The organism is Sphingobium rhizovicinum (assembly GCF_042647625.1).
Taxonomy (GTDB): Bacteria; Pseudomonadota; Alphaproteobacteria; order Sphingomonadales; family Sphingomonadaceae; genus Sphingobium; species Sphingobium rhizovicinum.
In genome coordinates, this window is record NZ_JBHRVU010000004.1 from 1932169 (window position 1) to 1957517 (window position 25349).

Here is a 25349-nt window from a genome sequence, read left to right on the forward strand (position 1 = left end):
TCCTTTGCGCCGTCGAGGCCCACATGGGGAGCATGCTTAGCCTCGACTCGCTCGCCCTGCCCGTTCCGATCATTCAGGCGCCGATGGCGGGCGTTTCCACGCCGGAGATGGCGGCCGCCGTCAGCAATGCGGGCGCGCTGGGTTCGATCGCCGTCGGAGCCATTGATGCAGACGCCGCGCGCGCGATGATCATGCAGGTGCGGGCGCGCACCGATCGGCCGTTCAACGTCAACCTCTTCGTCCACCCGCCAGCGACAGCGCGGCCCCAGATCGAGCGGGACTGGATCGAAGCGCTGTCACCGCTGTTCGTCGCCTATGGCGCGCAACCACCGTCGATCTTGCGGGAAATCTATCGCAGCTTCGTCGTGGATGACGCCATGCTGGCGGTTCTGACGGAAACCCGGCCTGCCGTCGTCAGCTTTCATTTCGGGCTACCCGACGCTGCCCGCATCGCAACGCTGAAACGGGCTGGATGTGTGCTACTTGCTACGGCCACCAGCTTGGATGAAGCACTGGCCGCCCGCCAGGCCGGGATCGACGCAGTGGTTGCGCAGGGCTATGAAGCGGGCGGGCACCGGGGCATGTTCGATCCCGATGCGCCGGACGCCTGCCTTGGAACTTTCGCCCTCACCCGGTTGCTGGTCGAACGATCCGGCCTGCCGGTGATAGCGGCGGGCGGCATCATGGATGGACGGGGCGTTCGGGCAGCGCTCGACCTGGGCGCGATTGCCGCGCAGCTTGGCACGGCCTTCATCGCTTGCCCCGAAAGCAGCGCGGACGAGGTTTATCGTTCCACGCTCCTGAGCGCAGCGGCGCACCATACGACCATGACCAGCGTGATTTCCGGCCGGCCGGCCCGCTGCCTGCCCAACCGATTCACCGGCTGGGGGGCATCAAACACAGAGAAAATACCCGACTATCCGATTGCCTATGATGCGGGAAAAACCCTGCATCAGGCGGCGAAAGCGATGGGCGAAGGCGGCTATGGCGCGCAATGGGCGGGTCAAGGCGCACCGCTCGCCCGATCATTACCGGCAGCAGAGCTGATCGCCGCGCTTGTCGCTGAAATGCAGGCTGCGTGACCCGTCCTTCCTACGCGCAGGCGCTGGCCCGCTCCGATGCTTTGGCCAGACTGGCGCTCTTCGATCCCCATGTCGTGGGAACCCCGCCGCTGGGCATCGACTTGCCTGCGAGCGACATCGACATTGTCTGCGAAGCGCCTGACCTGCCCGCCTTTGCCGCCCATTTGAGAGCGGCTTTTTGCGATGAGGCGGATTTTGCGTTGCACGAACGGCCGGATCTGGACGCCGTCATTGCGAGCTTCACCGCCCATGGCTGGCCGTTCGAGATTTTCGGCCAGAACCGCCCGATCGCCCGGCAAGATGGCTGGCGGCATTTTCAGATAGAAGAGCGGTTGCTGCGGATCGGCGGAACGCGATTGCGCGCGGCGATCGTGGATTTGCGCCATAGCGGCCTTAAGACCGAGCCAGCCTTCGCATCGCTGCTGGGGTTGGCGGGCGATCCCTATGCGGCGCTGCTGGAACTGGACAGCGAAAGCGACGCCTGTCTGCGCGACCGCCTGGCCGCGATCAACCTGGCCGACGCTCAGGAATAGACGCGCCGAACAGCAGCACCGGCTCGCCCGGCGGCGACAGGGCGATGTCGCCCTTGGCCTCCAGCACCAGTTGGCGGATCATCCAGGCGGCGGCGGTGCGCGACGCCAGCCCTTCGATCGGCAGGGTGCCAGCAAGGGCAGCGCGCAGATCGGGGTCCAGCACGACCTTCGGCCCTTCGGCGCGCACCACGATTTCGATCACGCCGGGCCGGGTTTCCGTACCGATGTCCAACTGTCCGCCGCGCACCAGCGCGTCGCCGGCGATCAGGGCCAGATTGAGCAGGATCTTGGCCGCCAGCTTGTCCAGCAACTGTTCCTCGACCATCCAGCCCAGCTTCACCCGGCCGGCAGTGGCGAACATGCCCTCGATCGCGACGCGCGCTTCGTGCGGCGGCACGGCGTCGCCGAAGCCCCCCGCCGAGCCGAAGGCCAGACGGAAGAATTTGAGTTTGTTGGCGGATGTCCGCGCGCTTTCCCCCAGCAGGTCCAGACAGCGCTCGCGCATTTCCGGGTCCGTCTCATCCGCCATCAGTTCCAGACCATTGTTCAGCGCGCCGACGGGGCTGAGCAGATCATGGCACAGGCGCGAGCAGAGCAGGCTGGCAAATTCGATGCTGTCGGTGGGATTGGTCATGCCGTTGAGGGTCGCCGGATTGGAGGTCAGAAAAAGCGCGGTTCCCGGCTAATGCGCTGCCCTGCCCCATGATGCAAGCCCGGCCTGCCGCCTTTGTGTCACCGACTGTCGAGCTGAACTTTGGTGAAATAGGCGTTAACTGCCGTATCCGGCCCGGCGCGCCATAAAGTGACCTCGCCGCCCCCTATGATCATCCACAAACTTCCATCGGGCGCGGCGCAGGCGGCGTCGGTGGCGGAAGGAATTGCGACACCTGACGGGTGCGAATGATAATGGCCAAGGACGGCAGGCCCGCCCGATCGGGCCGCGCGGTGCGCCCTGATCAGCACGGTCGGGTCCAGTTCGAAATGACGGGCGGGGTCGGGTGCGACATTGGCGGCGGGCGCGATCGCCTCTATCACGCCGCCCCGCCCCAGCAACAAACCGCATATTTCAAGCGGACTATCCGCAGCCAGGGCCACGATTTGTTCCAACAGTCCCCTTGATATTGCTACCGTCATTCCTACATCCCTACCTGATGCATCCGGGGGATTCCATCATCGAAGCGGCGATCGGCGAAGCCCAGCATGGGCTGCGGCTGGATCGTGCGCTGGCGGATTTGCTGCCAGACATGTCGCGTGAGCGGCTGAAGGCGCTGATCGGCGAGGGTCAGGTGCGCAGCCCGCAAACGACGAAGATCAATGCGTCGCTGAAAGTCAGCGCCGGTCAGACATACAGCATCACCCTGCCCCCGCCGGTTCCGCTGGATACGGTGGCGCAGGATATTCCGCTGACCATCGTCCATGAAGACGCCGAACTGATCGTGGTGGACAAGCCTGCGGGTCTGGTGGTCCATCCCGCCGCCGGCAATCTGGACGGAACGCTGGTCAACGCGCTGCTGCATCATTGCGCCGGGCAATTGTCCGGCATTGGCGGCGTGGCGCGGCCGGGCATAGTTCATCGCATCGACAAGGATACTTCGGGCCTGTTGGTCGTTGCAAAGACGGATCGGGCGCATGAAGGGCTGGCCCGGCAGTTCAAGGATCATAGTATCGACCGGCTTTATGCCGCTGTAGTGTATGGGGTTCCGGTTCCGGCCAGTGGCACGGTCGACACCTGGATCGGCCGGTCCGACGCTGATCGAAAGAAGATGGCGGTTCATCGGGAAGGACGCGGCAAGCATGCCGTCACCCATTACCGCACCGTAGAGCGCCTGAAGGGCGCGGCAATGGTGGAATGCCGGCTGGAAACCGGCCGAACCCATCAGGTCCGTGTGCATATGGCGCATCTGGGGCACCCCTTGATCGGGGACCCGGTTTACGGTAGAGACAGAAAAGGTTTCAAATCAATACTGGAAACGCTGGGTTTCAAAAGGCAGGCATTGCACGCGAAAACACTGGGGTTCATACATCCTGCAACGGACAAGCCCCTTCTGTTTCAAAGTGTGTTGCCGACCGACATGCAGGAACTGTTAAGCGAGCTTCACGTATAGGTTCAAACAAGTTTGCGACGGCGCCTGTGACGCCTCTTCTGGGTCCCGCCGCGCAATGAAAGGGAAAGGTGACGACATGGCCAAGAGCAATGTCCCCGCGGTTCCGGCGCTGGGCGGTGAAGCCAGCCTCAACCGCTATCTGTCGGAAATCCGCAAATTTCCGCTGTTGACGCCTGAACAGGAATATATGCTGGCGAAGCGCTACGAGGAACATCAGGACCCCGCAGCCGCCGCGCAGCTTGTCACGTCGCACCTGCGGCTGGTGGCAAAGATCGCCATGGGCTATCGCGGCTATGGCCTGCCGGTCAGCGAACTGATCAGCGAAGGCAATATCGGCCTGATGCAGGGCGTGAAGAAGTTTGAGGCCGATCGCGGCTTCCGCCTGGCGACCTACGCCATGTGGTGGATCCGTGCGTCGATCCAGGAATTCATCCTGCGCAGCTGGAGCCTGGTGAAGATGGGCACCACCGCGTCGCAGAAGAAGCTCTTCTTCAACCTGCGCCGGATGAAGAATAGCATCGATGCGTTCGAGGATGGCGATCTGAAGCCGGCCGACGTCAACAAGATCGCCACCGATCTGGGCGTGTCGGAAGAAGATGTCGTGTCCATGAACCGCCGCATGGCGATGGGCGGCGACACGTCGCTGAACGTGCCGATGCGCGAGGATGGCGAGGGCCAGTGGCAGGATTGGCTGGCGGACACTGATCCGTTGCAGGACGAGCGCGTGGGCGAGCAGCAGGAAAGCGCGATGCGCCACGAAATGCTGGTCGAGGCGATGGACGATCTGAACGACCGCGAAAAGCACATATTGGCCGAGCGTCGTCTGGCCGAAGAGCCGAAGACGCTGGAAGAACTGAGCCAGGTCTATGGCGTGTCGCGCGAGCGCGTCCGCCAGATCGAGGTTCGCGCATTCGAGAAGCTGCAAAAGGCGATGATGCGCATCGCTGGCGGCAAGCTGGAAAAGATGGCGCGCCTGGCCGCCGCCTGATCCGGCAGATCAAGAATGAGAAAAAGCCCCGGAGCGATCCGGGGCTTTTTTATTGTAGTTCAGTTATGGGCGTACCGGCCGATCAGGCCGGCACCGCCGCCAGCGCCGCCTTGACCGCATCGATCGCCGCCTGCGCCTTGTCGCCTTCGGGACCGCCGCCCTGCGCCATGTCGGGACGGCCGCCGCCGCCCTTGCCGCCCAGCGCTTCCACGCCGGCGCGCACCAGATCGACCGCGCTGAACGTGCCGGTCAGATCATCGGTAACGCCCACGGCAATGGTGGCGCGGCCATCGACCACGGCCAGCACGGCGGAAACGCCGCTGCCCAGCGCCTTCTTGTTGCCGTCCACAATGCCGCGCAATTCCTTGGGATCGAGGCCGTCGATGACCTGACCGAGGAAATCGATGGCGCCGACCTTTTCAGGACCGGCCGCCTGCGCGGAACCACCGCCGCCAAGGGCCAGCGCCTTCTTGGCGTCGGCGAGGTCACGCTCCAGCTTGCGGCTCTGCTCGACCAGCGCGGCGATGCGTGCGGGGACTTCATCGGGCGAGGTCTTGAGCGCAGCGGCGGTCTGACGCAGCTTGTCGTCGCGGTCGATCAGCCACAGGCGCGCGGCTTCGCCGGTCAGCGCCTCGATCCGGCGGACGCCCGAAGAGACGGCGCTTTCCGACACGATCTTGAACAGGGCGATGTCGCCGGTGGCGCGAACATGGGTGCCGCCGCACAGTTCGACCGAATAGCTATGTTCGTCGCCCTTGCCCATCGAAAGGACGCGGACTTCATCGCCATATTTCTCGCCGAACAGCGCCATGGCTCCTGCCGCAATGGCGTCGTCCGGGGTCATGAGGCGGGTCGTGACATCCTCATTATGGCGAATCTGCGCGTTCACATCGGCCTCGATCTTCGCGATCTGGGCATGGGTCAGCGCTTCGGGATGGCTGAAGTCGAAGCGCAAACGCTCGGCGGCAACCATGCTGCCCTTTTGCGTCACATGCGCGCCCAGTTCCTTGCGGAGAGCGGCGTGCAGCAAATGGGTGGCGCTATGGTTGGCGCGGATGCGGTCGCGACGTTCGACATCGACCGACAGGTTGACGGTATCGCCAACCTTGACGCTGCCCGCGCTGATCGTCGCCTGATGCGCATGCAGACGGCCGAGCGGCTTGGACGTGTCGGCCACGTCCGCCACCAGCCCACCCAGCGAACTGATGGTGCCAGCGTCGCCATTCTGGCCGCCGCTTTCGCCATAGAAAGGCGTCTGGTTGGTGATGATCGTCACCGTGTCGCCGGCGGTCGCACTGTCGAAGTTCACACCGTCCTTGATGAGGGCCAAAACTTCACCTTCGCCCTTGGTCGACGAATAGCCGATAAACTCGGTATTTCCGGCCTTTTCGGCAATATCAAACCAGATTTCGTCGGAAGCCTTTTCGCCCGATCCCTTCCAGGCGGCGCGCGCGGCGGCCTTCTGCTCGGCCATGGCGGCGTCGAAACCGGCGCGGTCGACCGACAGGCCCTGGGTGCGCAGCGCATCCTCGGTCAGGTCATAAGGAAAGCCATAGGTGTCGTAGAGCTTGAACGCGGTTTCGCCGGGCAGCGTACCGCCCTCGCCCAGACCCACGGTCGCTTCGTCCAGCAGCTTGAGGCCGTTTTCCAGCGTCTTGCGGAACCGGGTTTCCTCCCGCAGCAGCGTTTCCTCGATCAGCGGCTGAGCGCGGACCAGTTCGGGATAGGCGCCGCCCATTTCCGACACGAGGCTCGACACCAGACGATACATCAGCGGATCTTTCGCGCCGATGATGTGCGCGTGGCGCATGGCGCGGCGCATGATCCGGCGCAGCACATAGCCACGGCCTTCATTGGCGGGCAGCACGCCGTCCGCGATCAGGAAGCTGGTCGAGCGCAGATGATCCGCGATGACGCGGTGGCTGGCCTGAAACTCGCCATCGGTCGCCGTCTTCGTCAGCGCGGCGGAATCCGCGATCAGCGCCTTGAACGTGTCGGTGTCATAATTGTTGTGGACGCCCTGCATGACGGCTGCGATGCGCTCCAGCCCCATGCCGGTGTCGATCGAGGGCTTGGGAAGCTCGCCGACAATCTCGTTGGCTTCCTGCTCATATTGCATGAAGACCAGGTTCCAGATTTCGACGAAACGGTCGCCATCTTCCTCTGGCGATCCGGGAGGGCCGCCCCAGATATGGTCGCCATGATCGTAGAAGATTTCCGAGCAGGGACCGCAGGGGCCGCTGTCGCCCATCGCCCAGAAATTATCCTTGGTCGGGATGCGAATGATCTTGTGATCGGGCAGGCCGGCGATCTTCTTCCACAGATCGAACGCCTCATCGTCCGTGTGGTAGACGGTCGCGGTCAGCTTTTCGGCGGGCAGACCCCATTCCTTCGTCAGCAGGGTCCATGCATGATGGATCGCCTGTTCCTTGAAATAGTCGCCGAAGCTGAAATTCCCCAGCATTTCGAAAAAGGTGTGGTGGCGCGCGGTGTAGCCGACATTGTCGAGGTCGTTATGCTTGCCACCGGCGCGGACCGACTTCTGGCTCGACGTCGCGGTCTTGTAGGGGCGCGTTTCCAGACCCGTGAAGACATTCTTGAACGGCACCATGCCGGCGTTCACGAACATCAGCGTCGGATCGTTGTGCGGCACCAGCGGCGCGGACGGAACGATGGTGTGGCCGTTGGCCCCGAAATAGTCGAGGAAAGAGCGGCGAATGTCGTTGGTCGAGGTCATGGGGGCGATTTAGTGGGAAGCGGCCCGCCGCACAAGCGGGGGATTTGGTCGTGGTACAACATCCGTCATCCCAGCGAAAGCTGGCATCTCTCTTCCTTCTTCCCGCGCCTCCAAGAAAAGTAAGATCCCAGCCTTCGCTGGGATGACGGACCGGGGGACAGCCTCACGATCGCCACTCCCAAATATAACTGACGTGAGTCACGCCACGCTCCGTCATTTCTCTACCGATTTTCTCCAATGCTGCATCGAAACAATTACGGGCTTTGAACGGGTCTGTTTCGCGCGAAAAGTCTATTAACGGCTCATCAACGAAGATACCGTCACGATATGTATATGTGGTAGCGTGTAAATTACATCTCGTCGCGGCGTCAGAAAAGGTGGCCTTCGACATAGGTGGAGCGCTTTGACACCCAGAAATTACCGCAGCAATACATAAAGCCCAAATCGGACATATCGCGCTTTTTGCGGTCATAGTTGACCTACCCCATCGGTTCCTCAATCGACACCGGAGGCTTGGAGAACCATTTCGGCCCCTGCGCGGTCATGTGGAAGCAATCCTCCATGCGGATGCCCATGGTGCCGGGCAGGTACAGGCCCGGTTCGTTGGAGAAGCACATGCCGACGTCCAGCTTCGTCGTTTCGCCATGGACCAGGTTGACCGGCTCATGCCCTTCCATGCCAATGCCATGGCCAGTGCGATGGGACAGGCCGGGCAGCGCATAGCCGGGGCCGTAGCCCAGTGACTGATAATAGCCGCGCACCGCGTCATCGACCGAACCGGCAGGCGCGCCGGGTTTCGCGGCGGCGAAGGCGATCTTCTGTCCCTGCGACACGTCGTTCCACACCTTGCGCTGCTGCGCACTGGGGGCCGCGCCATAGACGAAGGTGCGGCTGATGTCGGACTGATAATCCTCGACCGTGCAGCCGCAGTCCATCAGCACCACCTCGCCCGCGCGCACCGCCTGCGGCTTGCCGGAGCCATGCGGATAGGCGGCGGCCTCGCCCAGCAGGATGAGGTTGAATTCCACCTGCCCACCCAGTTGCTTAGTCGCAGCGCTCATCAGCGCGCCGATGTCAGCCGGGGTCATGCCGGCCTTCACCTGCGGATAGGTCCAGCGATAGGCGGCCATGGTGACATCGGCGGCCGTCTGCATCAGGGCGATCTCCGCCGCCGTCTTGCGCATGCGGATGGCGCGGGTGACGGGGTCTTTCACAAGACTTGCGGCGGGCAGCGCTGCCTTCATCCCGTCGACCGCGAAATAGCGGACGGTTTCCTCGATGCCGATGCGCCCCTTGGCCAGCCCCTTCGCGGTCAGATAGTCGGCGATCGGCGCATAGGGGCTTTCATGCTCCTGCCAGACGCGGACTTCCGCCGGGATCGCCAGCGATTCGTCGATCGAGGGTTTTTCGAAAAAGGGGCAGACGACCAGAGGCGCGCCGCTGGCCGGAATCACCAGCGCGGTCAGGCGTTCGGAGCGATGCCAGCGGATGCCGCTATAGTAAATGAGGCTGGCGCCCGGTTCGACCAGCAGCGCGTCGATGCCCTGCGCCTGCATCATCGCCTGCGCGCGAGCGAGGCGATCGGCGCGCTCGGCCTTGCCGATCGGCGTGACGCCGCCGGTCAGGGATTGGAGCGCCTCGCCCGCCTTCTCCTGCGCGAACAGGCGCGGGCTTATCAGCGACGTAGCAAGGCCGGCGGCAGCATAGCGCAGCACGGTGCGGCGATCAGGCGTAGGCATAATATCCCCCGGTTTTCAGCGCAGCCTGATAAGCGGGCCGCGCATGCATCTCTTCCAGCCAGCGGATCAGATGCGGGCGGCTGCTGTCAAGGCCGCCGCGTGCGCGGGACGCTTCCAGCGGGAAGCTCAGCATCATATCGGCAGCGGTGAAGATGTCCCCCGCAAAATAGGGCCGCGTCTCCAGTTCGCTTTCCAGCCAGTCCAGATGATCGTCCAGCATGCGCTGCACCGTCGGGCGCGCGGGGCGGCCAAGCAGGCCCAGCTTGCCAACGACGAGCAGCGCCAGCAGCGGCGGCATCATGGAGCCTTCAGCATAATGGAGGAACTGGCGGTAGAGGATGGCGCCCTGCGCATCGGCGGGCGGGCCGAAGCGGTTGCCAGCGCGGGCGACCAGATGCTCCATGATCGCGCCGGTTTCGATCAGGCGATGGCCGTCCACCTCCACCACCGGGGAACGGCCGAGCGGATGGATGGCGCGCAGCGATGCGGGCGCGCGCATCGTCTTGCGGTCCCGCTCATAGCGACAGACTTCATAGGCTTCGCCCAGTTCCTCCAGCAACCAGAGGATGCGTTGCGACCGGCTGTTGTTCAGATGATGGACGATGATGGTCAAAGCGGACCTCCCATGCTGCGCGCCGATGCGGGCGTAAAGCAGCACAGCGACCACCACAATGTCCGTTCGCTTCGAGCCTGTCGAGAAGCCGCTAGAACTGCGCTTCCTGTTTCTCGACTTCGCTCGAAACGAACGGAGGTTAGCGCTTTATGCGGCCTCCAGCGCCTCTGCCTTCTGCTCTGCGCGGAAGGCGTGGAGCAAGGGCTCGGTATAGCCGCTCGGCTGCTCGACACCTTCGAACACCAGCGCGCGCGCCGCCTGATAAGCCAGGCTTTCGGCCTCCCGGCCGCTCATCGGCTGATAGAGCGGATCGCCGGCATTTTGCGCATCGACCTTCGCGGCCATCCGCTTCAGCGCGGCGTCGACCTGATTGGACGTGCAGACGCCATGCAGCAGCCAGTTGGCCATATGCTGCGAGGAAATGCGCAGCGTCGCGCGGTCCTCCATCAGGCCAATGTCGTGAATGTCGGGAACCTTGGAGCAGCCGACACCCTGATCGACCCAGCGGACAACATAGCCCAAAATGCCCTGCGCATTATTATCCAGTTCCCGCGCAATTTCTTCCTCGGAGAAATTGCGGCCAACCGCAACGGGGATGCTCAACAGCCGGTCGAGCGATGCAATGCCCTCCGCCTTGCGCTCCGCCTGTCGGGCGAAGACGTCGATGCGGTGATAATGGGTCGCATGCAGGGTGGCGGCCGTGGGTGAAGGCACCCAGGCGGTGTTGGCGCCGCTTTTCGGGTGGCCCGACTTCTGCTCCAGCATGTCGGCCATGCGATCGGGCGCGGCCCACATGCCCTTGCCGATCTGCGCCCGGCCCGACAGGCCACAGGCGAGGCCGATCTGGACGTTGCGATCTTCGTACGCCGCGATCCAGTCGCTGGTCTTCATCTCGCCCTTGGGGATCATCGGCCCGGCCTGCATCGACGTGTGCATTTCGTCCCCGGTGCGATCGAGGAAGCCGGTGTTGATGAAGACGATGCGGTCGCGGACGGCCTCGATACAGGCGGCGAGATTGGCAGAGGTGCGGCGCTCCTCGTCCATGACGCCGACTTTGAGCGTATGGCGCGCCATGCCCAGCATATCCTCGATCGCGTCGAACAGGCTGTCGGTGAAACCGACTTCTGCCGGACCATGCATCTTGGGCTTGACGATGTAGACGCTGCCCGCGCGGCTATTTCCGCCATTCCGCTTCAGGTCATGCAGCGCGATCAGGCTGGTGACGATGCCGTCCAATATGCCTTCGGGCGCTTCCTCCCCATTGGACAGGCGGATGGCCGGATTGGTCATCAGATGGCCGACATTGCGGACGAACAACAGGCTGCGGCCCGGCAGGGTGAAGGCGCTGCCGTCCGGCGCGGTGTAGGCGCGATCGGGATTGAGCGCGCGCGTCATCATCGCGCCATTCTTTTCGAACGTGTCGGTCAGGTCGCCCTGCATCAGCCCCAGCCAGTTGGCGTAGGCGGCGACCTTATCCTCCGCATCGACGGCCGCGACACTGTCTTCCAGATCGCAAATCGCGGTCAGCGCGGATTCAAGAATGACGTCGGCAATGCCGGCCGGGTCTGTCGCGCCAATCGGATGCGCCTTGTCAAAAACAACCTCGATATGCAGCCCATTATGGCGGAACAGCTTGCCCTTCTCGCTCGTGCCGACGAACTGCGCCGGGTCAGCCAGAACGATGTTCTCGCTCGCCAGATCGGCCCAACTGCCGCTCGCCAGCGGGATGGCGTCGTCCAGAAACGCCTTGGCCCAGCCGATGACCTGCGCGCCGCGCGCCGCGTCATAGCCCTTCCCTGCGGCCGCGCCGGGAATCGCATCGGTGCCATAGAGCGCATCATACAGGCTGCCCCAGCGCGCATTGGCGGCGTTCAGCAGAAAGCGGGCGTTGAGGATGGGGACAACCAGCTGCGGCCCGGCCATGCGGGCGACTTCATCATCGACATTTTCGCTGCCGATGGTGAAGGGCGCAGGTTCGGGGACCAGATAGCCGATCTCACGCAGAAAAGCCTGATAAGCAGCGGCATCATGCGGCTGTCCACGGCGCTGTTCATGCCAGCTGTCGATCTGCGCCTGCAATGTATCGCGCTTGCGCAGCAGGACGGTGTTTTCGGGGGCGAAGCGCGCAAAAATGGCGGCCGCGCCGGTCCAGAAGGCGTCGGGCCCAATGCCGGTGCCAGGCAGCGCGCGGGTTTCGATGAAATCGGCCAGTTGCTCTGCGACGTGAAGGCCGGCCTTGTCGATCATGCGGTCGGTCATGCTATCCACTCCATTGGTTGCGCCCTTCATAGACTGTTCGCATTATGCAGTGTAGACGCTATTATTCGAAGACAGTCATTCCTCTGGTGAACGAATATGATGGATCCCGACCATGAACTGTTCGTGACCGTCGTGGACGAGGGCGGACTGGCGGCGGCCGGACGGCGGCTGCACATTTCCCCCGCCATGATGTCCAAGCGGCTGGCCCGGCTGGAGGAGAGGCTGGGCGCGAAGCTGGTTCACCGCACCACGCGGCGGCTGGCGCTGACCCCGGCTGGCGAACAGTTGCATGCGGACCTGCGCGGCATATTGGCGGCGCTGGACGAGGCGGAACGGCGGGTGTCGGGCGCGTCGGCCGTGGCCAGCGGGCCGCTGCGCATCACCGCGCCGACCTCTTTCGGGCGCATGCATCTGGCGCCTTATCTCCAGCGCTTTCTGGACGATCACCCCAAGGTGGAACTGAGCATCGACCTGTCGGACGATTTCGCCGACCTGATCGACAGCCGGGCGGACCTGGCCATCCGCATCACCGCAGATCCGGGCGCGGGGCTGACCGCGCAAAGGCTGGCCACCAATCGGCGCATCTTGTGCGCGTCGCCCGCCTATCTGGCGCAGCATGGCGCGCCCCGTACCATCGCGGACCTTGGCAACCATCGCCTGCTCGCCGCCGATGGCCAGATGCCCTGGCGGCTGATCGGACCAAGCGGGCCGACCAAGGTGGAAGGGCATAGCCATGTCCGCACCAACAGCAGCGAACTGGTGCGAGAACTGACGCTGGCGGGCGGCGGCATAGCGCTGCGGTCATTGTGGGACATCAGCGCGGCTTTGTTGCGCGGCGATGTGCAGCAGATATTGCCCGCCTATGAAGGGTCCAGCGACGTCGGGCTGTTCGCCGTACAATTGCCGCAGGCCAATCCGCCGCGCGCGATCAGCGCTTTCGTCGATTTTCTTGTTACACTTTATGTCCCAAGCCCGCCCTGGGAGGCATTGGGGGAACGGACCGTCTTGCCCTAGCGGAAAGCAGTCACTAAGGCCCATCGCATGGACGATAACACACGCCGCGCCGCCCTAGACTATCACCGCTATCCCCAGCCCGGTAAGCTCCGCATAGAGCCGACCAAGCGCATGGTGAACCAGCGCGACCTTGCCCTGGCCTATTCGCCGGGCGTGGCCGCGCCCTGCGTCGAGATCGCCGCCGATCCCGACAAGGCGATGGACTATACCGCGCGCGGCAATCTGGTCGCCGTCATCTCCAACGGCACCGCCGTTCTGGGCCTGGGCGCGATCGGCGCTCTGGCGTCCAAGCCGGTGATGGAAGGCAAGGCCGTCCTATTCAAGAAATTCGCCGACATCGACGTGTTCGACATCGAAGTCGACACGACCGACCCGGACAAGTTCGTCGAAGCCGTCGCCCTGCTGGAGCCGACCTTTGGCGGCATCAATCTGGAAGACATCAAGGCGCCCGAATGTTTTGAGATCGAAGCGCGCCTGAAAGAGCGGATGAACATTCCGGTCTTCCATGACGATCAGCATGGCACCGCCATCGTCGTCGCGGCGGCGGTGCGCAATGCGCTGGTGTTGCAGGGCAAGACGCTGGCCGATGCGAAGCTGGTGACGTCGGGCGCGGGCGCCGCTGCGCTCGCCTGCGTCGACCTGCTGGTGTCGATGGGCCTGCCGATCGAAAATGTGACGATGACCGACAAGGACGGCGTCATCCATTCGGGTCGCGAAGGCATGTTGCCCAACATGGCGCGCTATGCCCGCAACACCAACGCGCGCACCCTGCCCGACGTGCTGCCGGGCGCAAACCTGTTCCTGGGCCTGTCCGCGCCGGGCGTGCTGAAGCCGGAATGGCTGCCGCTGATGGCGCCCAATCCGCTGATCTTCGCGCTGGCCAACCCGGAACCGGAAATCCGCCCGGAGGCCGCCCGCGAAGTGCGCCCGGATGCGATCATCGCCACCGGCCGATCGGATTATCCCAATCAGGTCAATAACGTCCTCTGCTTCCCCTATATCTTCCGCGGTGCGCTGGATGTCGGCGCGACGCAGATCAACGAGGCGATGAAGGTTGCCGCAGCCGACGCCATCGCCGCGCTGGCCCGCATGCCCGCGCATGACAGCGTGGCGCAGGCCTATGGCGGCCGAAAGCTGGTCTTCGGCGCGGACTATATCATCCCCACCCCGTTCGACCCGCGCCTGATTGGTGAAATCGCCGTCGCCGTCGCAAAGGCGGCGATGGACAGCGGCGTCGCCAGGAAAACGCTGGATCTGGACGATTACAAGCGCAGCCTGACCCGCCAGAACACACGATCCGGCCAGTTGATGCTGCCGGTGTTCGAAGCCGCGCGCGGCAGCGCCTGCCGCATCGTCTATGGCGAGGGTGAGGATGATCGCGTGCTGCGCGCCATCCGCGATGCGCTGGACGAAGGGATCGTGCAGCCGACCATCGTCGCGCGTCGCCGCATCCTAGAACAGAAGCTGCCCGAACTGGGCCTCAACCTCAACCTCGACAAGGATGTCGTGGTGGTCGACCCGGAAACCGATCATCTGATCATGGGCGAACTGGTGGAGGCCTATCGCGCCGTCGCATCGCGCCGGGGCGTGCCGGCCGACGAAATCCTGCGCCATGTCTATCGCCGCCCCACCGTCACCGCCGCCATGCTGCTGCACACCGGCCGGGTCGACGCTGCGCTGGTCGGCGGCCGCTCCGAATATTGGGGGCAGGTCGAACATGTGCTGCGCATCATCGATCGCGATGCCGACCATAGCCGCGTCTATGCGCTGTCGGGCCTGATCCTGGATGCAGGCGCGCTGTTCATCACCGACACCCATATGGTGCCCGACCCCACGCCCGAACAAATTGCGGAAATGACGCTGGCGGCTTCGGCCGAATTGCAGCATTTCGGCCTGGCCCCGCGCGTGGCGCTGCTGTCGCACTCCAATTTCGGCGCTTCGCATACCGACAGCGCGCGCAAGATGCGCAGGGCTCTCAAACTGGTCCGCGCGGCAGCGCCGGAACTGGCGGTGGATGGCGAAATGCATGCCGACGCCGCGCTCAGCCAGTCGCTGCGCGAACGGCTGATCCCGGATTCGCGGTTCGACGGGCCGGCCAACCTGCTGGTCATGCCCAATCTGGATGCGGCCAACATCACGCTGACCGCCCTGTCCGCCTCGTCCAGTTCGCCCACGGTCGGGCCGATGCTGATGGGCCTGTCCAAGCCGATCCATGTGCTGACGCCGGGCGTGACATCGCGCGGCATCCTGAACCTGACGGCGATCGCGGCAGCGGAAGTGGCGCGGGAAGGCTGAGCTTAACCTTTCCGCCCTATGCTGCGCGGCAAAGGAAGGCATGAGGGCAAAGATGGCGGGTTTTCCGAAAGGCGTCGGAACCAAAGCGGCGATCGGCGGCGTAGTGGCCGTGACGATTCTGGTGGTCGGCGTGTCGATCGGCCGGCAGGGCTTTGGCGGCAAGGCAGCGCCTGAAGCCGCCACCGCGGCGGAAACGGCGGCGGCTGCGCCTTCCGCCTCAGCCGCCGCGCCGCCACACAGCCCTGCAAAGCCCGCCGAACTCCGCAGCGATCAGGGCATGGCCGTCGATCCGAATGCCCTGCGCGTCAAGCGCGTGCTGAAAATCGACGGGCCATTCCGCCATGGCGATTATGCTTGGGACGAAAATGGCGCGCCCAAGGCCGGACGCGTCATCATCACCGTCGACCTGCGCGCGCAGACATTGTCGGTCTTTCGCGACGGTTATGAGATTGGCGCGGCCGTGATCCTCTATGGCGCGACCGACAAGCCCAGTCCGAAAGGCGCATTCCCCATCACCCAGAAGGTCGCGGACTATTATTCGCGCACCTACAACAACGCGCCCATGCCCTATGCCCAGCGCCTGACCAGCGATGGCGTGTTCATCCATGGCAGCGACGTGCAATGGGGCCGCGGCACCCATGGCTGCATCGGCGTGCCGACGCCCTTCGCGCAGAAATTGTTCGGCGTCACCAAGATCGGCGACCTCGTCGTCATCACCGACGGCAAGATGCTGGACGTCAGCCAGGCCAAGGTGAACGGCTGACGCGCATCATTGCGGCGTTTCTTCGATCGCTGGCTTGCGCCCGGCGGTCAAAGCGCTGCCGCCTGATGCCGCCATGATGCACAGGATCGCGATCCACTGAAGCGGGCTGAGACGTTCGCCCAGCAGCAGGAAGCCGATCACCGCGCCTACCGCCGGCGCGGAACTGACCATCAGGCCGAACACCGGCGCCGGCAATCGCCGCATCGCCTCCATATCCAGCGAATAGGGCAAGGCGCTGGACAGGATGGCGATGGCGATGCCCAGCAACAGCACATGGGCGCTGAACAGCGCGGCATTTTGTTCGGCAAGGCCAACGGGCAGGATCACTATTGCCGCCACCAGCATCCCCCAGGCGACAGCATCGCCGCCCAGTGCGCCCGACACCCGCTTGCCCGTCAATATATAGGTGGCCCAGCACGCCGCCGCCGCCAGCGCAAAGCCGACCCCCGCCGGATCGAGCGCCGCGTCGCTGCGCAATGGCAATAGCAACAGCAATCCCGCCACTGCCGCCGCCAGCCACAGAAAATCGCGCGGCCGGCGCGATCCGAACAGCACGACCGCCAACGGGCCGATCACTTCGATTGCGATGGCAATGCCGATCGGAATGCGGGCGAACGCCTGATAGATCAGGATGTTCATCAACCCCAGCACCGCGCCATAGGCAAGCAGCGGCCACCGCAATCGCGATGGAATTGGCCGCCGCCAGGGCCGACGGAACAGCAACAGCAGGATCGCGCCCAGCCCGACCCGCAGGCTGGTGATGCCATAGGCGCCGACCACCGGAAACAGGGTCTTGGCAATTGCCGCGCCCAGCGTCACCGATGTCAGCGACGCCAGGACCGCGCATGCCCCGATGATGGTCGCACGCCCATCCTGCCTGATTTTCCCGCTCATGTCGGCGCTATAGCCGATTGCGCCGCGCAGGCGACCCATTCGTTCAAGATAAGGTTTGCAAGAATTGCGCCTGCAACTGCAAAAATCTCATACGAATGCAGGGTTGACCAACGCTGTCAGCGGGGCCATTTGCGGGACTTCCGTATATTTTGCATTGCAGCATGGAGCTTGCCATGGGCGCCCAGCCTCATAAAGCGCACCCCGCGCTCGTCCTGTTTGCGCTTTCGGTCGGCGCATTTGCCATCGGCACCACCGAATTTGCGTCGATGAGCCTGCTGCCCTTCTTCGCGCGCGACCTGCATATCGACGCGCCGACCGCTGGCCATGCGATCAGCGCCTATGCGCTGGGCGTGGTGGCGGGCGCGCCGGTGATCGCCGCCTTTGCCGCGCGCCTGCCCCGCCGCACGTTGCTGGTTGGGCTGATGGCGATGTTCGCGATCGGCAACGCCCTGTCGGCGCTGTCGCCCAGCTATCACTGGATGCTGCTGTTCCGTTTCCTGTCGGGCGTGCCCCATGGCGCCTATTTCGGCGTCGCTGCGCTGGTGGCCGCCAGCCTGGTGCCGATCGAAAAGCGCACCCTAGCCATCGCCAAGGTGATGTCGGGCCTGACCATCGCGACGGTGCTGGGCGTGCCCGTCGCCAACTGGATGGGCCAGATTCTCGGCTGGCGGTCGGGCTTCTTCGTGGTTGCGGCGCTGGCGGTACTGACCATGACGCTCGTCGCCCTCTATGCGCCGCGCGACGCCGGCGATCCCAAGGCCAGCCCGATGCGCGAACTGGGCGCGCTCGGCAAGTCGCAGGTGTGGCTGACGCTGCTGACCGGCGCGATCGGTTTTGGCGGCCTGTTTGCGGTCTATACCTATGTCGCATCGACCATGATCGAAGTGACCCATGTGGCCGAAACTTATGTTCCGCTGGTCCTGATCGTCTTTGGCCTCGGCATGACGCTGGGCAATCTGGCCATCGCCTGGCTGGCCGACCGCGCGCTCAACCGGACGGTGATCGGCGTGCTGTTGTGGAGCGCGGCGGCGCTTGCCCTCTTCCCGTTCATGGCGGGCAATATCTGGAGCCTCAGCCTGATCGTCTTCCTGATCGGCATTGGCGGCGGCATGGGCACGCCATTGCAGGCGCGGTTGATGGACGTTGCGGGCGACGCGCAGACGCTGGCCGCCGCCCTGCACCATAGCGCCTTCAACATCGCCAATGCGCTTGGCCCCTGGCTGGGCGGCCTGTCGATCGCGGCCGGCTATGGCCTGGTGTCGACCGGCTGGATCGGCTGCGCGCTGGCGCTGGGCGGCCTTGTGATCTTCCTGATCGCCATCACGCTGGATCGTCGTCCCGACATGGTTCCGGCCGCCGCCGAATAAGCGGCTTTCGCCCTGCCCCTTCGCCCGATAAGGCGGAAGGCATGATCGATCAGACGAGAGAGAAGGCGCTGGCCGAGGCCGCCATCGCCGCCCTGCGGCGCGGCGATGGGCCGACGGCGCTGACCACCCTGCGCGAAATGGCTGCGCCGCCGCCCATGCTTCTGGCGCAGGCCTGCCACCGCTGCGGCGATCTGGAGGGTGAGGCGGCAGCGCTGCGCCATATATTGGACGGCGACATGCGCAACCTGCCTGCGCTGCTGGGCATGGGCCAGAATGCGCTGCGTCGCGGTGACGAGCGCGGATCGATCAGCTGGTTTCGCGCCGCCCTCGCGCAGGCGGCGGCGACCGGCGCGCCGCCGCAGGTGCAACCCCTGCTGCAACAGGCGCAAGCCAGCGTCGCGCAATCGAGCCGGAAGTTCGAGGATCATCTGAGCGCCGCGATCCGCGACCTGCCGCCCCTGCCCCGCATCGCGCAGGCGACCGACCTGCTGCTGGGCAAGAGCGAGCTTTACCTGCAACAGCCCAGCATGTTCTACTTCCCCGGCCTGCCCCAGCGCGCCTTTTACGAGCGGTCGGAGTTTGGCTGGGTCGCGGCGGTCGAGGCGATGACCGACGCCATCGTCGATGAACTGACCGCCATTCGCGCACAGGCAGGCGATTTCGCGCCTTATGTCCAGACGTCGGTCGATCGCCCCGCGCCCAACAATCCGCTGCGCGACGACGACAGTTGGGGGGCGCTCTATTTCTGGCAGAATGGCGCTCCGGTGGAAGAGAATGCGCGGCGTTGCCCGGCTGTGATGGCGGCGCTGGCCCATGCGCCCATGCCGGCGATCCAGCGCCGCTCCCCGTCCGCGCTCTGGTCGCTGCTGAAGCCCGGAACCCATATCCAGCCGCATCATGGCCTGCTCAACACGCGGCTGATCTGTCATTTGCCGTTGCTGACGCCGGGCGATTGCGCTTTGCGGGTCGGCGCGGAAACGCGGGAATGGCGCAAGGGCGAGCTTCTGATCTTCGACGACAGTATCGAGCATGAGGCATGGAATCGCAGCGCGCAGACCCGCGTCGTCCTGCTGTTCGAGATATGGCGGCCGGAAATCAACGTGGAGGAACGGGAGGCGCTGACTCGCCTGTTCGAAGCGATCGACGCCTTTGGTCCGGCCCAGATCGACATGGGCGGCTAAACCGGATCAACAGCTTCGATCGCATCCGGGGACTTTGCAGAGGGCCGCAAGTTTGTTATTGAGGAGCGCAATAAAATAACAGGAGGATGACCGGGGCGCTCCCGCTTTACGGATTTCGCCCATGCCGCCTGTCATCCCGTCGCAGACATCCTCTGCCCGTCCCCACAGCCTTGCCGAAGATGGCTATGCCATCGCGATCGGCTGCGCCTTCATCGCCATGGGCATCATGCTGTTGAAGCAGGCCAGTCTGGTGACGGGCGGCATGGCGGGCATCGCGCTGCTGCTCTCCTATTTCATCCCCTGGTCGCCCGCCGCGCTGTTCATCCTGATCAATATCCCCTTCTTCCTGTTTGCCGGAAAGGCGATGGGACCGGCCTTCGGCTTGAAGACCTTGTTCGCCAATGTCGCAATCATGGCGCTGGGCCTGACCATGCCCTGGGCGATGCAGATCGCAAAGATCAGCCCGCTGTTCGCTGCGCTGTTTGGCGGATCGATCATCGGTTTCGGCATATTGGCCATCGCCCGCCATGGCGCGGGCGTAGGCGGCGTGGGCGTGGTGGCGCTGATCCTGCAAAAGTCGCGCGGCTGGAATGCGGGACGCACGCAGATGATCTGCGACATCATGATCCTGGCGCTGTCGCTGCCAGTGCTCAGCCTCGATCGTTTCGGCCTGTCGATCCTGTCCGCCGCCGCGATGAACGCCGTGCTGGTCGTGAACCACCGGCCGGGGCGCTATATCGGCTATTAAGCATCACACAGCGGGTCGTTGCCGCGATCGCGCGCGCGCAGCGCCGCTGCCGCGTCATTGGCGATGCGAGGGAAACTTACGCCTTCCAACGATCCGCGCCCTTCGCACAGGTCGGCGCAGGCCATGTCGACCACGCCGGGCAAGGCAATCTGGTCGCCATCATATTGGGCGACGATGATGCAGCGATCCCCGCCCTTGAAGCTGAGGATCAACTTGTCGCCCGCGCGCCGCGCCGCGCCATGGCCACGGCAATTCGGCTCTTCGCCAAACACCGCCTCCAACCCGAAGCGATATTGCCCGTCCTTGCCCGGAATGACGCACAGCGCGTCGCGCCCGGCTTCATGGCTGCGCTGATACAGGCCGACGGGGGATATTTTGCTGGCGTCGGCGATCGCCCCGCTCGCGATTGCGGCGCGCTCCAATCCTGATGCCGATGTATCGCGCCCGTCAGGCGCAGCCGCATCTCCCGCCGGCGTGCGCTGGCAGGCGGCGAGCAGGATCAGGAGCGCAAGGCTAGTCCGCCGCATCGACGCTGCTAAGACCCTCCGACCCGATCCGGCGGAAGAAGCAGGAGCGCGCGCCGGTGTGGCAGGTTGGACCGGCAGGCACCGCCTTCACCCAGACCGCATCCTGATCGCAATCGATGCGCAGGTCGCGCACCTGCAACATGTGGCCGGACGTTTCGCCCTTCTTCCAGAGCGACTGACGGCTGCGCGACCAGAAATGGGCAAGGCCGGTTTCGATCGTCAGGTCCAGCGCCTGCGCATTCATATGCGCGACCATCAACACGTCGCCGCTGGCGTCATCGGTAACGACCGCCGTGATCAGGCCGTCCCGGTCAAATTTCGGATTGAGGGTCAGCCCCTTGTCGCGCACATCGTCCATCGCCGCGATATAGAGGGGAGGACGCCCGCTGCGAAGCCCTTTTCCAGCGGCCATGCGCAACAAAGGCGCGACGAACCGCCTGTCGCTTTTTGGCAAGAGCGTTGCAAAATGGCGACAAATTCGCGTCGGCATTTCTTGCCCCTGATGAAAAGCGCGCATAGCGTCCCGCCCGACAATCAAAAGCGGAATGCCGCCGGGAGCGGATGCAGGGCCAGGGAATAAAGGGTCTTATCATGTCTTCACTACCGATTTTCACGATGATTTCGCGCGGCGCCCTCGCCGTCTCGCTCGCTGCCGCGCTGGCGCCCGTCGCCGCCCATGCACAGGCTGATCCGGCCGCAACCGCCGGCGAAGGACTGGGCGAAATCGTCGTCACCGCCTCGCGCCGCGCCGAAAATGCGAAGGATGTGCCCGTGGCCGTCACCGCGATCGGCGGGGAAAAGCTGGACGCGCTCAACAGCAGCGGCCTCGACATTCGCTTCCTCGCGGCGCGCACCCCCAGCCTTCAGGTCGAAAGCTCCTTCGGCCGCACCTTCCCCCGTTTCTACATTCGCGGCCTTGGCAACACCGATTTCGATCCCAACGCGGCCCAGCCGGTTTCGGTCGTGCTGGACGATGTCGCGCTCGAAAATCCGATGCTCAAGAGCTTCCCGGTGTTCGACCTTGCCAGCGTCGAAGTGCTGCGCGGGCCGCAGGGTACGCTTTTCGGCCGCAACACGCCCGCCGGCGTGGTCAAGCTGACCTCCGCCGCGCCGACCGACCACTATACCGGCTATGCCAGCGCATCCTGGGCGACCTATAACACCGTGAATGCCGAAGCCGCGATCAGCGGCCCGATCGCCGATGGCCTCAGCTTCCGCCTGTCGGGCATGCTCCAGCGTCGTGACGACTGGGTGAAGAACGACAATCAGGGCGGCAACGCCGCAAGCGAGCTGGAGGGGTATCGCGACCTCGCCGGCCGCCTCCAGATCGCCTATGAATCGGGGGATTTCAAGGCGGTGCTGAGCGGTCATTACCGCGATCTGGATGGCAGCCCGCGCGTGTTCCGCGCCAATATCTTCAAGCAGGGCAGCAATCATTTCGTCGACGGCTTCGACAAGGATCATGTGAACCTCGACGGCTATACCAGCCAGTCGATGAAGCAGGGCGGCGGCAATCTGCGCATGCAGGTGCATCTCGACGGCCTGGGCACCTTTTTCTCGACCACCGGCTATGAAAAGGCCAGCGTCGAAAGCACGGGCGACATCGATGGCGGCGGCTGCTATCCCTATACCGGCTGCACCGCCGGCGCGCTGGGCGTGGGCAGCTTCGATTCCAATACGGGCGGCGTGACGAAGCCGGAAGAGTTCAGCCAGGAATTCCGCTTCGCAACCGACGACATGAACGGCATCCGGCTTCAGGCCGGCACCTATTTCTTCCACCAGCGCCTGAACTATAACGAATATGCCTATGATCTCGCTGGCAACCGGTCAGCGCGATCCTGCACGACAACACCAACGAGAATATCGGCCTGTTCGCATCGGGCGAAGCCAAGGTGACGCCAGCCCTGACGCTGCGCGCAGGCCTGCGCTACTCGCATGACAACAAGCGCGACACGATCACGCTGGACCCGGCGCTGGCCGCGAGCAGCATTTCCTCGCAGTTGATCGCAGTCGACCTGCCGCTCAGCAACACGGCCAAGGGCGACAATCTGTCCTGGGACGTCAGCGCCACCTATGCGCTCAGCCCTGACGTCAACCTCTATGGCCGCATCGCCACCGGCTATCAGGGTCCGGCCATCCAGGATCGCGTCACCTTCTTCAGCACGCCTTCGGTCGCCAAAAAGCAGACGACCATTTCCTATGAAGGCGGCATTAAGGGCGCGATCGCCAACATGGTCCGTTTCGACCTGTCGGCCTATTATTGGAACACGGACGACCTGCAACTGACCGCCGTGGGCGGCGTGGGCAACTCCGCGCGTCTCATCAACGTCAACAAGGCGGTGGGCTATGGCCTGGAAGGCAATCTGGAAGCGCAGCCTATCCCCAACCTGACCCTGACCGTCGGCGGCAGCTACAACTTTACCGAAATCCGCGACAAGGACGCCTTCGTGGCAGTCTGCGGTTCGGGCATGTGCACGCCGACCGGCAACACCTTCGTCGATGGCGGCACCACCTACAGCTATCTGGACGGCAACGACCTGCCCCAGGCGCCGCGCTACATCGGCAATGCGACGCTGCGCTATGGCATTCCCGTCGGATCGGGCGAAGTGTTCGCCTATACCGACTGGGCCTATCGCAGCAGCATCAACTATTTCCTCTATTCGGCTGCCGAATTCCGTGGCCGGTCGTCGCTGGAGGGAGGCCTGAAGCTCGGCTACAAGTCGGATCATGGCTATGAGATCGCGGCTTTCGCCCGCAACATCACCAACCAGATCCGCGCCGTCAGCGCGATCGACTTCAACAATCTGACCGGCATGATCAACGAGCCGCGCATCATCGGCGGCATGATCAAGGCCAGCTTCTGATCCCGTCGGAAGCCAGCATGAAACAGGAAAGGGCGCCCCGGCAAAGGGCGCCCTTTTTCTTGGCCCATGCAGGCGCGGCGCAGCGACCGGGCGCGCGCAGCCGCAAGCAAGCCATGCGGCGCCGCAAGGCGGCTAATATTATGATTTCACGGAAAAATGGGGCGATCGACGGGATCCGAACCCGCGACCTCTGGTACCACAAACCAGCGCTCTAACCAACTGAGCTACGATCGCCACAAGGGCGCTTGGCCCTGCGAGAAGGGCCACATATGCGGCCGATCCGCCCCCGTCAAGCGAACAATTGCGACTTTATGACGCGGCTCCATTTTAGAGAGGATAATGCCCCGCCTGATCCCAGGGCAGGATCACCAGATCGGGCCAGTGCAGCGCCCAGCGTGTGGCCTTCGCCTCATAATAGGTTCGGTCGATCTGCGTCGCGTTGGCCCGCACCACCGGCTGCATCAGATCATCGAGGCCAAAGGGCGCGGACAAGGCATGGGGCGTGATGGCGACGGCCGAAGCGGTGGTCGGGAAAGTCGTGGTCGCCTGAACCGCCGAATGATAGGGCGCTATCGCCTTCCCGAAATGGTCGGGATACCAGAGATGGACCCGCGCCTCATTCTTGACGTCCAGCCGCACCGGCAGGTCGGCATAGAGCGCCTGCACCCTTTGCGCGACGGCCTGCTCCGCCGCTTCGGACAGATCAGTGGAGCCGAAATAGATGATGTCGGCGTCAGCGATACCGTGAAGCGGCGGAAAGCCGAATGCCTCATTCCAGCGCGCTTGCGCTAGCAAACTGCCGGACAACCAAGCATCGGGCAACGCCACATGATGCCAGCGAGACAGGATCGTGGCGGTGACGGGATGGTCGGCGGCCAGACGACGCACCGCCTGCTCCGTCGCGGCCGCCCCGCTCATTGACCGGCGGCCTGCAATTGCGCGCGCAGATTGACCAACGTCCCCTCCGGCACGCGCGGCCGCTCCCGCGCCGGCTTGCCATGGCGCAGCCGTTCCCTGTCCTTTTCCGGCGGGGCGACGATGCGCACGCGCACCGCGACATGCCCCTGCGCCCGCACGCCCAGTTCCTCAGCCGCCCCGCGCGACAGATCGATGATCCGGCCACGCCCGGAAAAAGGACCACGATCATTGATGCGAACCAGGATCGTTCGCCCGCTGTCCAGCGCCGTCACCTCGACATAGCTGGGCAGCGGCAGGCTGGTATGGGCGGCCGTCACCCACTTTGCGCGAAACCGCTCGCCATTGGCGGTGCGATTGCCCGATTCCGATCCATACCAACTGGCATAGCCCAGCATGTCATAGCCGGGATCGGCCGCTGGCACATAAGTGATGCCGCGCACCGCATAGGGACGCCCTAGCTTGACTGGCGTGTCGCTCACCGGCCGGTAATTCCCACCGCCGCAGGCCGTCAGGGCCAGCAACCCCGCCATTGTCCATCCGGTCCGTCTTGCGCTGTGCATGCCGCTTCCCAAATCGCTGCTGCCGTCCTGCCCCCAACGGACAGAAAAAAGAAAGGGACGAAGGGCATGATGCGCCTCCGTCCCTTTCCGCCTTTGGCATTCATGCGCAGGTGGGGTCTGTTCCCCTATCCGCGCCACTCTCCTGAAAAACTTTCCGACCGC

At 64.2% G+C, this 25349-nt stretch carries 21 protein-coding genes, 1 tRNA gene and 1 pseudogene; 11 read left to right on the plus strand and 12 right to left on the minus strand.

Features of this window, described 5'->3' with window-relative positions; genetic code table 11:
• Positions 1 to 32 precede the first annotated feature (32 nt).
• Positions 33 to 1082 (plus strand): NAD(P)H-dependent flavin oxidoreductase, encoded by a 1050-nt coding sequence (locus ACFOKF_RS10615; protein ID WP_380795541.1) that lies wholly within the window; start codon positions 33 to 35, stop codon positions 1080 to 1082.
• Positions 1079 to 1615 carry a DUF4269 domain-containing protein gene (locus ACFOKF_RS10620; RefSeq protein WP_380795543.1) on the plus strand — a complete coding sequence of 179 codons (537 nt, stop codon included), beginning with the start codon at positions 1079 to 1081 and terminating at the stop codon, positions 1613 to 1615. Before ACFOKF_RS10615 ends, ACFOKF_RS10620 begins: the two co-directional genes overlap by 4 nt.
• Here the strand turns inward: ACFOKF_RS10620 and ACFOKF_RS10625 are convergent.
• Together ACFOKF_RS10625 and ACFOKF_RS10630 are read right to left on the minus strand one after the other, a co-directional pair.
• Entirely contained in the window at positions 1590 to 2249 is a 660-nt protein-coding gene (locus tag ACFOKF_RS10625) for a histidine phosphotransferase family protein (RefSeq protein ID WP_298399089.1), read from the minus strand. The genes ACFOKF_RS10620 and ACFOKF_RS10625 overlap by 26 nt on opposite strands.
• 98 nt (positions 2250 to 2347) lie before the next feature.
• Positions 2348 to 2749 (minus strand): M67 family metallopeptidase, encoded by a 402-nt coding sequence (locus ACFOKF_RS10630; protein WP_380795544.1) that lies wholly within the window; start codon positions 2747 to 2749, stop codon positions 2348 to 2350.
• Positions 2750 to 2766: 17 nt separating this feature from the next.
• On the opposite strand from ACFOKF_RS10630, the gene ACFOKF_RS10635 reads away from it, so the two are divergent.
• On the plus strand, positions 2767 to 3720 hold the full coding sequence (locus ACFOKF_RS10635; RefSeq protein ID WP_380795545.1) for an RluA family pseudouridine synthase: 954 nt from the start codon (positions 2767 to 2769) through the stop codon (positions 3718 to 3720).
• Positions 3721 to 3796: 76 nt separating this feature from the next.
• Positions 3797 to 4708, plus strand: a complete 912-nt coding sequence (gene rpoH, locus ACFOKF_RS10640) for an RNA polymerase sigma factor RpoH (RefSeq protein WP_298399097.1) — start codon at positions 3797 to 3799, stop codon at positions 4706 to 4708.
• Positions 4709 to 4790: 82 nt separating this feature from the next.
• On the opposite strand, the gene alaS is transcribed toward rpoH, so the two are convergent.
• The 4 genes from alaS to ACFOKF_RS10660 all read right to left on the minus strand — a co-directional run bounded on the left by alaS (position 4791) and on the right by ACFOKF_RS10660 (position 12056).
• A complete protein-coding gene (gene alaS / locus ACFOKF_RS10645; RefSeq protein WP_380795547.1) occupies positions 4791 to 7445 on the minus strand; it encodes an alanine--tRNA ligase in 2655 nt (884 codons plus the stop codon).
• A 479-nt stretch (positions 7446 to 7924) separates the two neighbouring features.
• Positions 7925 to 9184: a M24 family metallopeptidase gene (locus ACFOKF_RS10650; protein WP_380795549.1), complete on the minus strand. Its 1260-nt coding sequence runs from the start codon at positions 9182 to 9184 to the stop codon at positions 7925 to 7927.
• Positions 9171 to 9797 (minus strand): glutathione S-transferase family protein, encoded by a 627-nt coding sequence (locus ACFOKF_RS10655; protein ID WP_380797742.1) that lies wholly within the window; start codon positions 9795 to 9797, stop codon positions 9171 to 9173. Before ACFOKF_RS10655 ends, ACFOKF_RS10650 begins: the two co-directional genes overlap by 14 nt.
• Before the next feature lie 147 nt (positions 9798 to 9944).
• A complete protein-coding gene (locus tag ACFOKF_RS10660) occupies positions 9945 to 12056 on the minus strand; it encodes a malate synthase G (RefSeq protein ID WP_380795550.1) in 2112 nt (703 codons plus the stop codon).
• Between the two features lie 96 nt (positions 12057 to 12152).
• Between ACFOKF_RS10660 and ACFOKF_RS10665 the strand changes: the two genes are divergently transcribed.
• From ACFOKF_RS10665 to ACFOKF_RS10675, 3 genes are read left to right on the plus strand one after another with little or no spacing between them, the layout of a single operon-like run.
• On the plus strand, positions 12153 to 13070 hold the full coding sequence (locus ACFOKF_RS10665; protein WP_380795552.1) for a LysR family transcriptional regulator: 918 nt from the start codon (positions 12153 to 12155) through the stop codon (positions 13068 to 13070).
• 27 nt (positions 13071 to 13097) lie between these two features.
• Positions 13098 to 15365: an NADP-dependent malic enzyme gene (locus tag ACFOKF_RS10670; RefSeq protein ID WP_380795554.1), complete on the plus strand. Its 2268-nt coding sequence runs from the start codon at positions 13098 to 13100 to the stop codon at positions 15363 to 15365.
• Positions 15366 to 15405: 40 nt separating this feature from the next.
• On the plus strand, positions 15406 to 16128 hold the full coding sequence (locus ACFOKF_RS10675; protein ID WP_380795556.1) for a L,D-transpeptidase family protein: 723 nt from the start codon (positions 15406 to 15408) through the stop codon (positions 16126 to 16128).
• Positions 16129 to 16134: 6 nt separating this feature from the next.
• Here the strand turns inward: ACFOKF_RS10675 and ACFOKF_RS10680 are convergent, their stop codons facing one another.
• A complete protein-coding gene (locus ACFOKF_RS10680; protein WP_380795557.1) occupies positions 16135 to 17022 on the minus strand; it encodes an EamA family transporter in 888 nt (295 codons plus the stop codon).
• A 173-nt stretch (positions 17023 to 17195) separates the two neighbouring features.
• On the opposite strand from ACFOKF_RS10680, the gene ACFOKF_RS10685 reads away from it, so the two are divergent.
• The 3 genes from ACFOKF_RS10685 to ACFOKF_RS10695 all read left to right on the plus strand — a co-directional run bounded on the left by ACFOKF_RS10685 (position 17196) and on the right by ACFOKF_RS10695 (position 20318).
• Positions 17196 to 18389 carry an MFS transporter gene (locus tag ACFOKF_RS10685; protein WP_380795559.1) on the plus strand — a complete coding sequence of 398 codons (1194 nt, stop codon included), beginning with the start codon at positions 17196 to 17198 and terminating at the stop codon, positions 18387 to 18389.
• A gap of 41 nt (positions 18390 to 18430) precedes the next feature.
• Complete coding sequence (locus ACFOKF_RS10690; protein WP_380795561.1) at positions 18431 to 19570, plus strand: aspartyl/asparaginyl beta-hydroxylase domain-containing protein; 1140 nt, start codon at positions 18431 to 18433, stop codon at positions 19568 to 19570.
• 121 nt (positions 19571 to 19691) lie between these two features.
• Positions 19692 to 20318, plus strand: coding sequence for a YitT family protein (locus ACFOKF_RS10695; protein WP_380795562.1), 627 nt, complete (start codon positions 19692 to 19694; stop codon positions 20316 to 20318).
• Here ACFOKF_RS10695 and ACFOKF_RS10700 read toward each other — a convergent pair.
• Complete coding sequence (locus tag ACFOKF_RS10700; RefSeq protein WP_380795564.1) at positions 20315 to 20845, minus strand: hypothetical protein; 531 nt, start codon at positions 20843 to 20845, stop codon at positions 20315 to 20317. The genes ACFOKF_RS10695 and ACFOKF_RS10700 overlap by 4 nt on opposite strands.
• Entirely contained in the window at positions 20832 to 21203 is a 372-nt protein-coding gene (gene hisI, locus ACFOKF_RS10705; protein WP_380797744.1) for a phosphoribosyl-AMP cyclohydrolase, read from the minus strand. Before hisI ends, ACFOKF_RS10700 begins: the two co-directional genes overlap by 14 nt.
• A 233-nt stretch (positions 21204 to 21436) precedes the next feature.
• On the opposite strand from hisI, the pseudogene ACFOKF_RS10710 reads away from it, so the two are divergent.
• A pseudogene (locus ACFOKF_RS10710) lies at positions 21437 to 23709 on the plus strand (TonB-dependent receptor).
• 157 nt (positions 23710 to 23866) lie between these two features.
• Here the strand turns inward: ACFOKF_RS10710 and ACFOKF_RS10715 are convergent.
• The 3 genes from ACFOKF_RS10715 to ACFOKF_RS10725 form a co-directional block, all read right to left on the minus strand.
• Positions 23867 to 23943: transfer RNA gene (locus tag ACFOKF_RS10715), tRNA-His, on the minus strand.
• 93 nt (positions 23944 to 24036) lie between these two features.
• Complete coding sequence (locus ACFOKF_RS10720) at positions 24037 to 24627, minus strand: nucleotidyltransferase family protein (protein ID WP_380795565.1); 591 nt, start codon at positions 24625 to 24627, stop codon at positions 24037 to 24039.
• Complete coding sequence (locus tag ACFOKF_RS10725; protein WP_380795567.1) at positions 24624 to 25187, minus strand: septal ring lytic transglycosylase RlpA family protein; 564 nt, start codon at positions 25185 to 25187, stop codon at positions 24624 to 24626. Before ACFOKF_RS10725 ends, ACFOKF_RS10720 begins: the two co-directional genes overlap by 4 nt.
• Positions 25188 to 25349 lie beyond the last annotated feature (162 nt).

What these genes read in the sequence shown, in the direction of transcription:
- alaS (WP_380795547.1), bottom strand. Translation starts at nt 7,445, where the DNA reads ATGACCTCGACCAACGACATTCGCCGCTCTTTCCTCGACTATTTCGGG.
- ACFOKF_RS10690 (WP_380795561.1), top strand. Translation starts at nt 18,431, where the DNA reads ATGATCGATCAGACGAGAGAGAAGGCGCTGGCCGAGGCCGCCATCGCC.
- ACFOKF_RS10670 (WP_380795554.1), top strand. Translation starts at nt 13,098, where the DNA reads ATGGACGATAACACACGCCGCGCCGCCCTAGACTATCACCGCTATCCC.
- ACFOKF_RS10680 (WP_380795557.1), bottom strand. Translation starts at nt 17,022, where the DNA reads ATGAGCGGGAAAATCAGGCAGGATGGGCGTGCGACCATCATCGGGGCA.
- ACFOKF_RS10700 (WP_380795564.1), bottom strand. Translation starts at nt 20,845, where the DNA reads ATGCGGCGGACTAGCCTTGCGCTCCTGATCCTGCTCGCCGCCTGCCAG.
- hisI (WP_380797744.1), bottom strand. Translation starts at nt 21,203, where the DNA reads ATGGACGATGTGCGCGACAAGGGGCTGACCCTCAATCCGAAATTTGAC.
- ACFOKF_RS10650 (WP_380795549.1), bottom strand. Translation starts at nt 9,184, where the DNA reads ATGCCTACGCCTGATCGCCGCACCGTGCTGCGCTATGCTGCCGCCGGC.
- ACFOKF_RS10660 (WP_380795550.1), bottom strand. Translation starts at nt 12,056, where the DNA reads ATGACCGACCGCATGATCGACAAGGCCGGCCTTCACGTCGCAGAGCAA.
- ACFOKF_RS10625 (WP_298399089.1), bottom strand. Translation starts at nt 2,249, where the DNA reads ATGACCAATCCCACCGACAGCATCGAATTTGCCAGCCTGCTCTGCTCG.
- ACFOKF_RS10695 (WP_380795562.1), top strand. Translation starts at nt 19,692, where the DNA reads ATGCCGCCTGTCATCCCGTCGCAGACATCCTCTGCCCGTCCCCACAGC.
- ACFOKF_RS10720 (WP_380795565.1), bottom strand. Translation starts at nt 24,627, where the DNA reads ATGAGCGGGGCGGCCGCGACGGAGCAGGCGGTGCGTCGTCTGGCCGCC.
- ACFOKF_RS10725 (WP_380795567.1), bottom strand. Translation starts at nt 25,187, where the DNA reads ATGCACAGCGCAAGACGGACCGGATGGACAATGGCGGGGTTGCTGGCC.
- ACFOKF_RS10665 (WP_380795552.1), top strand. Translation starts at nt 12,153, where the DNA reads ATGATGGATCCCGACCATGAACTGTTCGTGACCGTCGTGGACGAGGGC.
- rpoH (WP_298399097.1), top strand. Translation starts at nt 3,797, where the DNA reads ATGGCCAAGAGCAATGTCCCCGCGGTTCCGGCGCTGGGCGGTGAAGCC.
- ACFOKF_RS10635 (WP_380795545.1), top strand. Translation starts at nt 2,767, where the DNA reads ATGCATCCGGGGGATTCCATCATCGAAGCGGCGATCGGCGAAGCCCAG.
- ACFOKF_RS10615 (WP_380795541.1), top strand. Translation starts at nt 33, where the DNA reads ATGCTTAGCCTCGACTCGCTCGCCCTGCCCGTTCCGATCATTCAGGCG.
- ACFOKF_RS10675 (WP_380795556.1), top strand. Translation starts at nt 15,406, where the DNA reads ATGAGGGCAAAGATGGCGGGTTTTCCGAAAGGCGTCGGAACCAAAGCG.
- ACFOKF_RS10630 (WP_380795544.1), bottom strand. Translation starts at nt 2,749, where the DNA reads ATGACGGTAGCAATATCAAGGGGACTGTTGGAACAAATCGTGGCCCTG.
- ACFOKF_RS10685 (WP_380795559.1), top strand. Translation starts at nt 17,196, where the DNA reads ATGGGCGCCCAGCCTCATAAAGCGCACCCCGCGCTCGTCCTGTTTGCG.